Annotated in this window: 2 protein-coding genes (both cut by a window edge); both read right to left on the bottom strand. The window is 64.4% G+C overall.

All coding sequences use genetic code 11. The features are described 5' to 3' along the window. Positions 1–205: the start of an amino acid adenylation domain-containing protein gene (locus tag AAFP29_RS04605; RefSeq protein WP_419216119.1), read on the bottom strand. The gene continues 16,583 nt to the left of window position 1, outside the view; only the first 205 of its 16,788 coding nucleotides appear in the window; the start codon lies at positions 203–205; its stop codon lies beyond the left edge, outside the window. Beyond that, on the bottom strand, positions 198–16,658 hold the final stretch of the coding sequence (locus AAFP29_RS04600) for a non-ribosomal peptide synthase/polyketide synthase (RefSeq protein ID WP_419216118.1). Its footprint extends 17,082 nt past the window's final position; the window shows 16,461 of its 33,543 coding nt (coding positions 17,083–33,543); its start codon lies beyond the right edge, outside the window; its stop codon occupies positions 198–200. The genes AAFP29_RS04605 and AAFP29_RS04600 overlap by 8 nt, the downstream gene beginning before the upstream one ends.

Here is a 16,658-nt window from a genome sequence, read left to right as displayed (position 1 = left end):
GCATCTCGACCGAGCGCGGAATACACACCGCCACAGCAACTTCAGGCCCAACGCCAATGCCGATCAAGTCCCGTGCCAGAACTCGCACGCGAGTATCGAACTCACCGTAGGACACTTCGCGCTCGGCGAATATCAGTGCGGTCGCCGCCGGGTCTCGTATCACCTGGTCGCGCGTCACCGATCCATCGGACACTTGATCACTCACCTCGACTATCACTCACAGTTGTATCGCTCACTCCACCCTCGGCGGCGACGGTCGACAACGAATCCAACAGCAATCCGCCGAACTTCGGATCGGGAGTACCGACCGACCACTTCAATACCTCGTGCCGCTCGGCCTGATCAATCAATGGAGCATCGGCGACCGGCGAATCCGGCGACGCGGTCAGCGCACCGAGCAACCGGACCAGACGCGTCGCGATCCGCTGAGCCGAGCTCTCGTCGAAGAGGTCAGCGGCGTAGGTCAGCGATCCGGGCCACACCTGCCCGTCGGCCGCGGTGGCGATAGTGAAGGTCAGATCTACCTGAGCGGGAGCCAGCAGCGGGTCCATCGGCGCCACCGACAGGTTCCCACCGATCGGCACCGTCTCCCGAGTGGACGGCTGCGCCAAGTTGAGCATGACCTGAGCGAGAGGCGAAAAGGCCTGGGATCGGACCGGATTCAGCCGCTCGACCAGTGCCTCGAACGGCAGCTCCGCGTTCGCGAAGGCATCCAGATCAGTGATGCGAACCTGTTCGAGCAAGGCGGCGAAACTCATCGCCGGGTCAATATCGGCCCGAAGCACCAAGGTGTTCACGAACATGCCGATCAACGGGTCGAGCGACTGCTGACCGCGCCCAGCGATCGGGGTTGCGATCGCGATGTCTTCGGTCGCCGACAGTCGCGCCAGCAGCACCGCGAGAGCCGCATGGATCACCATGAACGATGTGACGCCGTGTCGGCGCGCGAGCTCAGCTGTTCCACTCGCGACATCGGCCGGAATCTCGAACGCGATCAGCCCACCCCGGTAGGAGGCCACCGGCGGCCGCGAACGGTCGGCTGGCAGTTCCAGCACATCCGGTAGACCGGCCAATGCCGTTGTCCAATAGTCCATCTGACGCCCGACGACTGACGATGAGTCGTCCGGTGAGCCGAGTTCGGCTTGCTGCCACAGTGCGTAGTCGGCGAACTGAACCTCAAGCGCCGCGAACTCGGGGATCCGCCCCGCCGACCGCGCGGTGTATGCCGTGACCATATCTGTCACCAATGGAGTCATCGACTCACCGTCGCCCGCGATGTGATGCAAGACGACGAGCAAGATGTACTCATCGTCCGCCACCTGCCGCAGCCGCACCCGGAATCCCGCCCGTACCGCGACGTCGAAACCCGTCGTCGCGGCTTTCGTGAGATCGTCGTCGGCTGATACCTGCGCCCAATCGACTTGCGCGCCTACCGAACCCACCTCGTGAACGAGTTGGGACGGTACGCCGTCTACTGCGGGGAAGGTGGTACGCAGCGTCTCGTGGCGCGCGACCACGTCGTCGACCGCCATTCGCAATGCCGCCACGTCGAGGTGCCCGGTCAATCGAAGGCCGGCCGGAATGTTGTATGTCGGCGACGACGGATCGAATTGGTTGATAAACCACATTCGCTGCTGGGAGAAGGACAGCGGCACGAGCGCGGGGCGTGGCACGACTGCGGTGACCGGCGGGAGACTCTGCACACCGACGTCCACCGATGAAGCTAGTGCGCGCACCGACGGTTTGGCGAATAGATCCCGCACCGACACTTCGGCCGCCAACGCGTCGGACACCCGCGCCGCGACGCGTGTCGCCGACAACGAATTCCCGCCCAGATCGAAGAAGGACTCGATCACACTCACCTGCTCGACGCCGAGCACGTCCGCGACGATCGCGGCGATGGCCTCTTCGGCCGGTCCGACCGGGGCGACGAATTCCGATTCGGTGAAGACTGGCGCCGGCAGTTCCTGCCGGCTTACCTTCCCGGAGTTGTTGAGCGGCATGGAATCCAGCACTACCCAAGCCGACGGGCGCATGTATTCCGGCAGCGACGCGGCCAGCGCAGCAGTCACCTCGTCCATATCGATGGAGGCTGCGGGTGCCACCCAGGCGACTAACGAGTCACCGGTCGGCGACGCCAACACGGTCGCCGCGACATGCACGACGCCGGGCGCGGCGGCGATGACCGACTCGATCTCCCCGAGTTCCACGCGCTGGCCGCGCAGTTTGACCTGAAAGTCGGTGCGGCCCAGGTATTCCAACTCACCGTTGGTATTCCAGCGGACGAGGTCGCCGGTGCGGTACATGCGAGCACCCGCGCGGCCGTACGGATCGGCGACATAGCGATCGGCGGTCAGGTCCGGCCTCCCCGCGTAGCCGCGGCCGACTTGCACACCGCCGATATAGAGTTCGCCGGGGAAACCCGCCGGGACCGGCCGGAGCCGCGAATCGAGCACTGCGACTTCGCCGTTGGAGACGACAGTTCCGATAGGCACAGTGTGGTCGTCGGCAGTAACATTCTCCGCGTCATGCCCGGAGATCTCCACCGAAGCTTCGGTGGGTCCGTATAGGTTCTCCAATTGTACCTGCGGCAACCACCTTCGGACGGTCGTGGCCATCGCGGGCGGCAACGCCTCGCCGGTGGTCGAGATGATCCGCATACTCGTCAGGGCACTCACCCGCTGTTGCCCGAGCACATCCAGGAATACCGACATCATCGACGGCACGAAATGGGCGGTAGTGCCGCCCGTCCGAGCGATCTCGTCGGCAAGATACAGCGGATCCAGGTGACCGCCTGCCTTCAGGATGACAATGCGGGCGCCAACCATGATCGGTGCGAAGAGTTCTGCCAGCGATACGTCAAAGGTGTATGGAGACTTGAGCACAACCCGATCGGCCGCGTCGATGGGCATGGCGCCGATACCCCACCAGAGCCGGTTCAGAATTCCCCGGTGCGGCGTCGTCACTCCCTTCGGACGTCCGGTCGACCCGGAGGTGAACAGCGTGTACATCGGATTGTCGAGACGCAGCGGCGCGAGGCGATCTGCGTCGGTGACGGGCCTGACGCCCGGGTCAACATCGCCGGCGCAATCGATGTCGAGTACCGGCAGACCACGATCAGCGGTCACCCGGATCACCGATGCGACCTCGTCGCGGTCGCTGACCAATAGCATTGCCGCACCGGAGATTTCGAGCATGTAGTCCGCGCGTTCATCCGGCGAGTCGGTGTGTACCGGAACGTATTGACCGCCCGCGGCAACGACCGCGTGGATTGCGACAACCATCTCGACGGACCGTGGAATACACAGTGCCACCGGCACTTCCGGGCCGACACCGTGCCCGATGAGAGTTCGGGCCAACGCCCACACTCGCGCCGCGAACTCGCGATACGACATTTCGCGATCGCCATAGACGAGTGCGACGGCGTCGGGAGTTCGAGTAGCCTGGGCTGCTAGCAGGTCGACGGTCGTTTGGGTGGGCATCTCCACGATGGGTCCCCGTGACCACCGGTCGACCAACTGGCTGTCCTGCGGAACCAGGAGCGAGATATCCGCGGTGAGCGCCTGCGGAGAACGAACCACCGTGTCTAGAATCGCGTCCACAGCGTGGACGAAAATCGTCGCCTGCTCATCGGTGAACGCGGCGGGCAAATATTTCAGCGTGATTGCCAGCCGATCGCCCGCAGGTGCGGTGCTCAGATACAGCGGGAAATGCGTCGCGTCGCGCGAATCGACAGCGCGGACCGCCATCTCCCCCGGCCCGCTTACGTCGGCACCGGTCAGCGAGTCGGTGTCGACCGGATAGGACTCGTGCACGAAGAGCGTGTCGAAGAGTGCCGGGATACCCGCGTCAGCCATGATCTCCGACAACGCGACGTGCTGGTGGTCAAGTACCGATACCTTGTCCGACTGGAGTTTTGCGAGTACATCGGCAATCGTCGCGACTGGATCGACATCGACGACCACCGGCAGCGTGTTGATGAACAGGCCGACGATCGAACCGGCACCATCGAGGTCCGCCGGCCGCCCGGAGACGGCTTCGCCGAAGGTCACCACCCGGTTTCCGGTCAACCGTGACAACACCACCGCCCAGGTGAACTGCAGGACGTTCGAGAGAGTTACGCCGTGGGTGCGAGCGATCTGTTCGACTGCGGCGGTCTTTTCGGCATCCAGGAATACCGTGTAGTCGCGGGGCAACGATTGAGCCGTCGCCTCCAGTCCGTTGGAGACCAGTGTCGGTCCCTCCAGGGGCGCGACGATCTGACGCCAGGCGCGCAGTCCCGCCCCGTGGTCGGCCCGCGCCAGACGCAACACATGGTCGGCAAAGTCGGTGGATCCGCGGTGCTGGGTGCCGGTATACGACTCGCCCGTCGCGTAAAGGGCAAGTAGGTCGGCGAGCACCAACGGGCCGGACCAACCGTCGAACAGGATGTGATGGTTGGTCACGACAAGGTGGGCACCGTCGTCGTGCAGTACCAGAACCAACCGCAGCAGCGGCGGTGCGGACATGTCGAAAGGCAATATCCGTTGCTCGTCGGCGATCGCGTCGACTCGCCTGGGAATCTCTTGTTGCGCGACCCCGCTCATATCTTCGACGTTCATCGGAGTGATGAGATGCGGTGGCACGACCGTCACTACCGCGCCGCTGGCGGTCCGCACGAATCCCGACCGCAGGGCCTGATGACGAGCGAGGAGCGCATCAGCGGCGGCACGCATCCGCTCGGGATCGATATCACCGGCCAGGTCGATGACAGCCTGCGTGACGTACACGTCAACCGAATCGAGGTCCGCCGGCCCGTCATCGCCACCTGAAACCATCTCGGCCTGGAAGTACAGCCCGCGCTGCAATGGGGACAGAGGCAGTATCAGGGCGCCAGGCGCGAGAGCAGCTAGTTGATCTAGATCGGCCTGGGTGATTCCGGTGCCCGGCACGTCCGAAGGCGAAAGCCCGACATCGGCACCGTCAGCCAGATCGGCTGCCAGGCCGACTAGCTCACGCTCCCACCGGAAAGCCAGATCGTCAACCGAGTCAGCCGTCAATATCGTTGATACATAGGTAAATTCAGCATTCAAGCAGCGCTGCCCGGCGTCCACTTCGGTATTGACATTGATGCTCAGAATGTTTGGCACGAGCATCGCGCCGGATACGGTCGGCGGCAATGCCGGCGCATCCGGAGCGGGCAGGATGGCGAGATCGCGCAAATCCTCAATGTTGTCCCCGGCGCTCGCCGCCCGCGCACCAAAGAAGTTGAATCCGATACTGGGCAGATGACGGTCACGAAGCGCCGGAACGTCGGCCAGATAGCGCAGGACACCAAATCCGGCTCCCGCAGTTGGGCGGCCCAGACGTTCCTCCTTCGCGGCCTTGACCGTGGTGATTCGACTGCCGGACGGGTCGATGCTGATCGGCGAGATAGTGGTGAACCATCCGACAGTGCGGGATAGGTCAGCTGCCACATCGTCGTCGCCTGCGACGATCCGCTCGTCGCGGCCGTGGCTCTCCACCTGGATGGAGATGTCGGCATCGTCGTCAATCCCGTTGTCCCGCTGCCACGACCGGACGGCCCGCGCCAGCGCTGCGAGCAACATATCGTCGGCGCTGCCGCCGAATCTCCCCGGAAGTTCGCCCAGAACGCTCTCGGTCACCTCGGAATCCATTGTGTGACTGCGAGTCTCGGTCTGTTCAAGACGGTCGGTCCGCGGCAATACATCATCTGTCGCCCCAGCGCTCAATACCGTTGGCCGCACCGGAAGACGATCAAGCCAATAGTCCGCTTCGCCAGTCAGTCCGGCTGCCCGCGCTTCGACCGCCGACGCCCAAGCTCGCGCCGACGTCACCTCGGCGCGGATCTCGATGGTCTCGCCCGCCGAAGACTGCGACCATGCGGTCGCGATGTCCTCGATGAGGATCGGCCACGAGACGATATCGACGCCAAGGTGGTGGACTGCCAATATGACTCGTTTCGCGCCGTCCGCATCCGCGACGAGAACTGCCGAGACCAGTTGGCCCGCAGCGGGGTTCATCCGGCCCAGCGCCAGGGCATGTGCATCGCACAGGTCTTCGGTGAACTCAGATTCGCCGATGAGTGCGCCCGACATGACCGCGGTGACCGCCCGGCGGGGCGCGAACTCATTGCCCGCGCGCATTCGCACCGCTCCCTCGTCGATGTCGAGCGAGGCGGTCAGCATCGGATGTGCGGCGACGACCGCCGCGACGATGGCACGCAACACCGACAGTGTCAACGACTCGGGGGCCGCGAATACCATTGCCTGGGAGAAGTCGGCGTAGTCCGCTGGCGCCGTTGAATGTTCGACCATCCAGGCCGCTATCGGCGACACCGAAATTTCGCCGACCGGACCGTCGACCGGTTCGGGCAACACGGGTCGACTCTCACCCATCGCAGCCGCTTGGGCCATCGCCCGGACGGTCCGATGTTCGAAGATCTGGCGCGGCGTCAGCGCAATACCCGCCGCCTTCGCGGCTGATGCCAGTTGGATCGACAGGATGGAATCACCACCGAGGGTGAAGAATGACTCGGTGACGCTGACTTCGTCGCGGCCGAGCAACGCGGCCACGATGCGCTCGAGTTGATGCTCGCCGCGAGTAGCGGCCGAGACGACCTCAACTTGCTCGGGCTTATCCGCTGCGGGCAGCGCCGCGCGATCCAATTTGCCGGCCGGGGTCAGCGGCAACTCGTCAATGACCACGAGTTGCGCTGGCACCATATGCCCGGCAAGTCGTTGTCGCGCACCGGTTGTGACCTCGGCGACGTCGACATCCGAACCGACCAGATATCCGACCAGGCGGGTGCGTTCCCCCTCGGAGACACCGAGGACGACAGCCTGCTCCACGCCGGGTTGATCACCGAGCACATTCTCTATCTCGCCGAGTTCGACGCGCTGACCGTTGATCTTTACCTGATGATCGGCCCGGCCGGCGAACTCGAGCTCACCGGATGCGTTGTACCGCACCATATCCCCGGTCGCATACAACCGGCTGCCGCCGACACCGAACGGGTTGGCGACGAATGTCGTCGCCGTCAAACCTGACCGGCTCAGATAGCCGCGGGCCAGGCCCGCCGCCGCGAGATACAACTCGCCCACGACCCCCTGCGGAACCTCGTGCAGGCGCGCGTCGAGCACATAGGTCTCGAAACCCGCGATGGCCCGCCCGATGGTGACCGGGCTACCCGGCAACATCCGCCCACGGGTGGCCCACACGGTTGTCTCCGACGGCCCGTAGAAGTTAAACACGCGCCGACCGAGCGCCGCCCAGCGCTCGACGAGCTCGGGCGGGCACGCCTCGCCCGCGGTCGCCAGATTGCGCACCGACTTGACGGCGACCGGTTCGAGGGATGCGAGCACGGACGGCGTGATGACCATATCGGTGACGCGCGCGTCGGTCAGCACATGTTGCAGCGCCTCGCCGGCATAGTCGTTGGCCGGGGCCACCACTAACGTGTGGCCCGCACCGATAGCCCAGATCATCTCGAAGAATGAGGCATCGAAACTAGGTGACGCGAGGTGCAGGATTCGAGTATCCGGACCGTCTTCCCGGGTCCCCGACACCTGAGCATGCGCGGCCATCAAATCGGTGATTCCGCGGTTGGACACCGCGACGGCCTTGGGCCGGCCGGTCGAACCCGACGTGTAGATGAGGTAGGCAAGGTTGTCCAGGGTGACCGAGCCATTGCGTTCGGCCGGATCAATCTCACCCGAATCCCGCTGCGCTGCTTCCAAATCCACGAGATCGAGCCAGGTGCACCCGGACTGTCCGAGTTGATCACGGGTATGCGGCACGGTGATGCCTAGCCGCACCCCCGAGTCCGCGATCATGTACTCGATGCGTTCGGCCGGATAACCGGGATCGATCGGCACGTACGCCGCACCCGATTTGATGACACCCCAGACGGCGACGACTGACTCGATTGACCGTTCGATGGCGACGGCCACGACGTCGTCTGGTGACGCGCCGCGCGCGATGACTTCTCGGGCGACGATATTGGTGCGCTCTTCGAATTCGCGATACGACAGCGTCTGGTCACCGCAGATCAACGCGGGGTGCGTCGGATCGAGTCGACGTCGATGCAGATGGTGGACAAGTGTTCCGTCCGCGCTGACCGCGCGCGTCGCCGACGGTGCCGCTGTCGGTGCCGGGATCGCGGCACGCGACGAACGCTCTGCCAGCGGTATGTCGCCGATCGGGATCGACGAATCAGTCACCACCGCGTCGAGCACCCGCGACCATACCGTCGCGAAACGCGCGATCGTCGATTCGTCGAATAGAGCTGTGGCGTAAGAAAATTCGGCAGAGATGCGTTCGGCGGACTCGTGCACGCTGACCGCCAGATCGACCTTCGCCTCGGTTGTTCCCAGGTCGAGCATCGGTTCGACGGATACTCCCAGGTCGGCCAGATCGATCGGTCCCGAATCCAGCGCCCCGGCGGTGTGCGTAAGGGCGATCTGGAACAACGGTGCATGCGCGGTCGAACGCTGCGGCGCCAGTACATCGACCAATTGCTCGAAGTGGACGTCAGCATGCGCGAAGGCGTCGAGGTCGGTGGTGCGGACCACGGAAAGCAATTCGGCCGCGCTTTGGCCAGGAGCCGCAGGGGTTCGCAATACCAGCGTGTTGACGAACATACCGACGGCGCGATCGAGCGCCGCGTCGGCACGGCCGGCGATCGGGGCGCCGATCACCACGTCGTCGGTGGCGGCCAGTCGCGCGATGGTGATCGCCAGCGCCGCGTGGAAGACCATGAAGCCGGTGACCCCATGTTCGGTTGCGAAGGACGGAATCTTCTCGGCGAGAACAGGATCGACGTCGATCCGCACACTCCCGGCAGCGGGGTCAAGCACTGCGGGACGGGGTCGATCCATCATCAGATCGGTGACGTCCGGCAAACCGTCGAGGGCGTCGAGCCAATAGCGGTGCTGCCGAACAATCTCCGATTCCGGATCGTCCATCGATCCGAGTGCGCCGCTTTGCCAGAGCGCGTAGTCGGCGTACTGCACCGGCAACGGTGCGAACTGGGGTATATCGGCCGCGGCGCGGGCAGCGTACGCGGTCACCAGATCGGTGACCAGCACCTGCATCGACTCGCCGTCGAAGGCGATGTGGTGGACGACGAGCACGATCTCCACGGTGTCGCCTTCTTCGTGGAAAGCACCTCGGATCGGCAGATCGACACTCACATCGAATCCGCGCGCCGCGACCTCCGTGAGGTCCGAGCGGTGTGCAGCTCGCACCCAAACCAATTGCGCGGCGGCCGTATCGATATCGACGATCTGCTGGCGCGGTCCACCGTCGTCGGATGGGTAGACAGTTCGGAGTACTTCGTGGCGGCCGATGACGTCCAGCAACGCGGCCTGAAGCGAAGCCACATCGATGCCACCGCGCAGCCGAAGGGGAAGCGGAATGTTGTAGGTCGCTGACTCGACGTCGAATTGGTTGATGAACCACATTCGGCGTTGTGCGGCCGACAGCGGAATACGCTCGGGACGAGGCTGCGGGGTGAGACGGGCGACCGTTCGGCTACCGCTCACTATGCCGCCGGCCAGCCCACGGACGGTTGGGTTATCGAAGAGATCCCGAACTGACACATCGGCATCCAGCCGATCGGCGAGGCGGGCGACCAGCCGGGTGCCGGCCAGTGAATTGCCGCCGAGATCGAAGAATGACGTTGTCACACTGACCTCGTCGATGCCGAGGATATCGCCGAAGACGTCGGCGATGATCAGCTCGGTGTCGTTGTCGGCACCGACGAATTCCGCACTCGTGGCCTCGAACTCGGGCGCGGGCAGCGCCTTCCGGTTGACCTTGCCCGCCGTACTCAACGGCATGGCGTCCAGTCGCATCCATCGCGTCGGACGCATGTACTCCGGCAACGCCTGCGCCACAGCCGAATCCAGCGCGGTCACGTCGACATTCGCCGGACTCACGTAGCCGACGAGGAATTCCCCGGCGGCGGTCTGCGCGACGGTCACCGCCGTATGCACCACGCCCGGCACGCCGCCGACGACGGACTCGATCTCGCCGAGTTCGAGGCGCTGGCCGCGCAGCTTCACCTGGAAGTCGGACCGGCCCAGGTACTCCAACTCTCCGTTGGCATTCCAGCGAACGACATCGCCCGTGCGATACAACCGACTACCCGCCGGCCCGATGGGGTCTGCCACAAAACGCTCAGATGTCAGTCCGGACTGTCCGGCGTAGGCACGAGCCACCTGGATACCGCCGAGGTATAGCTCGCCGGGTACGCCGACCGGAACCGGCGCCAGGCGAGTGTCGAGAACATAGGAGGCGGTATTCGGTACCGGCCGACCGATCGGCACGATCTGCTCGCCCGCGAGAACCTGGTGACTCGTCACGTCGACGGCCGCCTCGGTCGGCCCGTATAGGTTGTGCAGTTCGAGTCGAGGCAGGCTGGCAACGACCGCCTGTGCGACCGCGGGTGTCAATGCCTCACCGGAGGTGAACATATACCGCAGGGACACCAGACTGTTCAGCCGCTCGCCGAGCACGTCGACGAATGCCGACAGCATCGACGGCACGAAGTGCAGGACGGTCACCCGATGTGCGTCGATCAGGCGCGCCAGGTACTGCGCGTCACCATGACGTCCGGGTTCAGCGATCACCAGGGTCGCGCCAACCTGCAAGGGCCAGAACAACTCCCACACCGAGACGTCGAAGGTGTACGGCGTCTTCTGCAGCACGACGTCACGCTTAGCGATCGGATAGGCCGCGTGCATCCAGCCGAGTCGGTTGGCCAACGCCGCCCGGGAAACCGTCACTCCCTTGGGGCGTCCGGTAGAGCCCGAAGTGAACAACGTGTAAGCGGCGTGGTCACCACGAACCGGCGCGACGCGCTCGGCATCGGTGATCGGCTCGGTCACCAGCGAGACATCGGTGCTCGCGTCGACCGTAATCAGGCGCGCTCCAGTGTGCCGAGCGGCGGCGGCGACCGACCCAACCGTTCCGTCACCGGCCACTAAGACAACCGAGGCAGCGGAGACATCAAGCATGTACTTCACGCGGTCGGCCGGTGTGTCGATGTCAATCGGCACATACTGGCCGCCGGCCGCGAAGATCGCATGAACGGCGACCATCATCTCGACCGAGCGCGGAATGCACACCGCCACAGCGATATCCGGACCGACACCAGTCGCGATCAGCTCGCGGGCAAAAATCGCTACCCGTGCGTCGAACTCGGCGAACGGCACCTTCCGCTCGCCCACGACCAGAGCCGCCTTCGCGGACTTGCCTCGTCTCAGTTCGGTGGCCAGCGACGAGTCGACAGTCCCGGCGGACCATTGGCGAACCTGCTCGAGCGCCGCGCCTGGCACAAATCGTGCATCACCCACGGTGGTATCCGGCCCCGCTGTGAGAACATCGAGCGCCATCAACCAGCGTTCGATCAGCCCCTGGGCCGCCGGCTCGTCGAATAGATCTGTGGCGTAGATGAGTGATCCATGCCAGGCTTCGCCGAATCCGGCGACGGCGACGCTAAAGGTCAGATCCAGTTGAGCAGGGACCGACGCCATCTCCATCGGGGCGACAGACAGCTCTCCGCTATCGAAGAGGTGGTCGGCATCCAGTTCGTCCGAGACGTTCAGCATTACCTGCGCCAGCGGCGAAAAGGCTTGCGAACGAACCGGATTCAGTCGATCGACCAACGCCTCGAAAGGCAGATCCGCGTTGCCGAAAGCATTCAGATCGGTGGTGCGCACCTGGGTGAGCAGGTCGGCGAACGAGTGCCCCAAGTCGACATGGGTCCGCAGGATGAGGGTGTTGACGAACATGCCGACCATCGGGTCCAGTACCGCCGAGCCGCGACCGGCGACCGGGGTGCCAATTGCGATGTCATCGGTTCCCGATGTCCGCGCGAGCAACACCGCAAGCGCCGCGTGCAGCACCATGAACGGAGTCACACCATTCCGGTGGGCCAGATCCTCGATCCGCATCGCGACATCGCGCGGGATCGCGAACTCGGCCCGTTCACCGCGATGAGACGCCACCGCCGGCCGGGCACGAACGGTCGGCAACTCCAGCACATCCGGCAGCCCAGCCAAAGCCGTTGTCCAGTAGTTCATCTGGCGGCCGACGATCGAGTCGGCATCATCGACCGAACCAAGCGCGGTGTGCTGCCAGATGGCGTAGTCGGCAAACTGCACGGGCAGCGGGCCGAACACCGGCGCCGTACCTGCCGCACGGGCGAGATAGGCCGTCACCATATCCGTCACCAGCGGTGTGGTTGATTCACCGTCGCCGACGATATGGTGCATAACCACCATCAGCACATGTTCGTCAGTGGATTTCCGCAGTAGCCGCACTCGCAGGCCGACATCGCGCGAGACGTCAAAGCCGGTCGCGGCCGCTCGAACAAGATCCTCCTCCGAATGCACCAATGCCCAATCTAACGCTGCTGCAGGCGATTTCGCCGCGTGCACCAATTGCATGGGTACGCCGTCAATCGCTGGGAAGGTCGTACGCAGTACCTCGTGACGCGCCACCACGTCACCGATGGCCGCGCGCACGGCGTCGACATCGAGCGTGCCGGTGAGCCGCAGACCGATCGGAATGTTGTATGTCGGTGCCGTGGTATCGAATTGGTTGATGAACCACATTCGTTGCTGCGCGAAGGACAACGGAATGGTTTCCGGGCGGGGCACCACCGCGGCAACCGGTGGCACTATCGCGGTACCGCCGACGATCACCGCGGCCAGTTCCCGAGCCGACGGCGCGGCGAAGAGGTCACGGACCGACACGTCGGCGTCGAAGGCATCCGATACCCGCGCGGCAACGCGAGTTGCCGATAGTGAGTTGCCCCCTAGGTCGAAGAAGCTCGCGGTGACCGAGACCCGTTGCGTACCTAACACATCGGCGATCAGTTCCGCGACCAGGGCTTCCCGCTCATCGACGGGAGCGATGTACTCGCCCGCCTTGATGACTGGCTCCGGCAGGGCGTTTCGGTCAACTTTGCCCGAAGCCGTGAAGGGCAACCCCTCCAGAGACATCCAAACGGTGGGACGCATGAACTCCGGCAGAACTTGTGCGAGAGCATGTTTCGCCGCATCGACGTCGACGCTCGCAGGCGCCACATAGGCAACGATGTGGTCGTCGCCGCCCGCGGCAGCAACCACCGCAGCCGCATGCACAATGTCGGGCCGGGCCAGTAGAGCGGCTTCGATTTCACCGAGTTCGATCCGCTGTCCGTGCAATTTGACCTGAAAGTCGGTGCGTCCGAGGTATTCCAACTCGCCGGTGGTGGACCACCGGACCATGTCGCCAGATCGGTATAGACGTGCACCGGATTCACTGAACGGATCAGGTACGAATCGCGTAGCTGTCAGCCCCGGCCGACCGGCATAGCCGCGCGCGACCTGCACGCCACCCAGGTACAACTCGCCCGGAATCCCGGCAGGCACCAGACGCAACCGCGAATCAAGCACCAGCACACTACTGTTCGCGACCGGCCGACCGATCGCCGCGGCGGCCCGGTCGGCGAGCAGTTGCTGGATGGTCACATAGATCGTCGTCTCGGTTGGACCGTACTGGTTGTGCAGTGTCACCGACGGCCAGAGTTCGCCGATCCGACGGAGCAGGGCCGGTGGGGTCGGCTCGCCACCAGTGTGAATCCGGGTCAACGATCTGAACCACGAATCACCCTGACCCCCAAGAGTATCGACCATTGCCGACAACAGGGACGGCACCAGGATCGCCGAGGTCACGCCAAAGCTGTCGATCGCCTCGGCAATGCGGTGCGGGTCTCGGTGTTCACCCGGCGCGAGCAGAATCAGCGTGCCACCGACCATGAGCGGACGGAAGAAGTCGGCGACCGACGGATCGAAGGTGTATTCGGGTACTTGCAGGAATACATCGGAGGCGTCAAATCCGTACCAGGCCTGATCGGCGGTCAGATGGGATATTAACGCACGGTGGGTAACCGTGACGCCCTTGGGCCGGCCGGTCGAACCCGAGGTGAACAATGTGTACGCCGCATGGTCCGGGCGCAGTGGCGAAAGTCGCTCGGTGGCCGAAATGGGTACCGTCGACCAGTCCGGTTCTTCACCGGAACCAACTGTCACGACTGGAAGCTGAGCCTGGGCTGCCACGTGTACCGCGGGAACCACTGGCATGTTCTGATGAACCAGCAATACCGCCACCTTGGCCGTATCGAACATGTACTGCACGCGGTCAACCGGCGTTTCCACGTCGACAGGTACGTAATGACCTCCCGCGGCGACGACCGCTCCGATAGCGACTGCCATCTCAACCGAACGCGGCACACACAAGGCGACGGCGACATCGGGTCCTACCCCGGACGCGATGAGTTGGCGCGCCAGCGTCGCGACACGAACACCGTATTCGGCATAACTCACCGTGCGCTCACCCAAGCGCAGCGCAGCGGCACCAGGCGAGTTATTCGCCTGTGTGGCAATAAGATCCGCCGCAGTCTTGTGGGTGACACGTGTCGCCTCGCCAACCGACCAGTTCCGCAGGTCGCGTTCCCGGGCGGCAGTGACGAGATGGAAGCTGCCGATCTGCGCGTCGGCGTCGTAGACGACGGCCCGCAGCACCCGTTCAATCACATCGGCGAATACCCGGATCTGGTCCTGCGCGAATACACCGGGCAAATACTTGATCTTGACCTCGAGGCGATCGCCGGCGGGGGTAGTGCCAAGGTTGAGCGGATAGTGAGTCGCATCGCGGGCGATGACATCGCGTAACACTGCGCCGCCGGGCAATTCCGCACCCTGCGACAGTGATTCGGTATTGATCGGGTAGGACTCGTGGACCGCGAGCGTGTCGAAGAGGACCGGTAGTCCGGTCAGAGCGGTGATCTCCGGCAACCCGACGTGCTGATAGTCGAGCACCGAAACCTTGGCCGCCTGCAGCCGGTCGAGTACCTCGCCGATCGTGGCCGTCGGATCGACATCAACCACCGCCGGAAGAGTGTTGATGAACAGACCAACCATCGCATCGACACCGTCCAGATCGGCCGGGCGCCCCGAAACGGTTTCACCGAAGGTGACGACCCGATTGCCGGTCAACTGTGACAGCAGCATCGCCCACGCGAATTGCGTTATGGTCGAAACGGTTACACCGCGCGAGCGTGCCATCGATTCAATTTCCGCGGACAGACCGGCATCGAGTAGAACCGTGTGATCGGCGGGCAATTGGTCATGGGTCGCCGCGGCACCGCGAGACACCAGCGTCGGACTCTCCAACGGCGCCAGCACCTCACGCCAAGCGGCCAGTCCGGCCTCGTCGTCAGCCGCACCAGGTAGCGCCAGGAAGTCGCCGAAATCGTTGCCCGAGGTGTTAATGGTCCCGGTATAGGTCTCCCCTGTCGCGTACAACGCAAGCAAGTCTGCGATCAGCAACGGGCTCGACCAGCCGTCGATCAGAATGTGATGGCTCGTCACCACCAGGCGCACGTCGGAGTCGTTGCGCACCAACACGAAACGCATCAGCGGCGGTGCGGTCAGGTCGAACGGTTCGATGCGCTGGCTATCGACGACCTCGTTGAGACGCGCGGCGGCCGTGTGGGCATCGACGCCCCGCAGGTCGACCACTGTCCAGGGAGCGGTCACCGACGGCGGGACCACGGCAACAACCGCACCGCTGACGGTGCGGACATAGCCAGACCTGAGCACACGATGTCGGGCCAGCAATGCATCGGCGGCGGCGTGCAACCTATCGATGTCGATGTCGCCACCGAGTTCCAGCGTCGCCTGCGCGATATAGACATCCACCGCGTCCGAGTCGCCGGCCGCCATCTCGGCCTGGAAGACGAAGCCCCGCTGCAACGGTGACAATGGCCAGACCACAGCATCTGGGTAGGCCGTCGCGACAGCGTCAAGGTCGTGTTGCGTCAGCGCCGCGCCAGGCACATCCGACGGCGACAGTCCCAGATTCCCTACCGCCGCGACCAGATCGACGATCGAGCGCAGCTCCCGAGTCCAGCGCCGGGCCAGATCGGCGATATCGTCGGCGGTGAATAGCGCACGCGGGAAACCGAATACGGCCGAGAAGGTGCGGCCGTCGGCGTTCCGGACGGTATCGACATTCACTGTCAGAGCATTCGCGGCGACCATGTCACCGCGGACCGTACCGGGCAAACGCGGCGCGTCGGCCGCCGGCAGTAGGTCGCCGGAAGTATCTTGTCCGCCGGCCACATTGCCCAGATAATTGAAGGTGATCGGCGGCAGTGGCCGGGCGGCCAGCGTGGAGTCCCCGCCATAGCGCAACAGCCCGAAACCGATACCGTCGGCCGGTTTGCTCAGGCGTTCTTCCTTGGCCGCCTTGACCGCATGGGCGATGTCGGCGGACGGATCGATCCGCATCGCCTCGATCGTGGTGAACCACCCGACGGTGCGCGAAAGGTCCGCGCGGACCGCGTTCGGCGGTTGCGCGAGCACGTCTTCATAGCGCCCGTGACCTTCCAACAGAATCGACACCGGGGTGTCGTCGACGATGCCCCGATCGGATTGCCACGACCGCACCGCACGAGCGAACGCGGCGACCAGCGGGTCGTTCACCGCCCCGCCGAATGCCTTCGGGACCGTTGTGAGAATCGCTTCGGTCACGTCCGCCGGAACATTTTCGACTACCGTCTCGACGGTATGCGCACGATCGCGAGCACGGTCGAGGTGAAC

It is taken from the genome of Gordonia sp. CPCC 205333 (assembly GCF_048537885.1).
Taxonomy (GTDB): domain Bacteria; phylum Actinomycetota; class Actinomycetes; order Mycobacteriales; family Mycobacteriaceae; genus Gordonia.
Note: the sequence above shows the minus strand (reverse complement) of the source record. Positions and strands in the feature narration are given on the sequence as shown.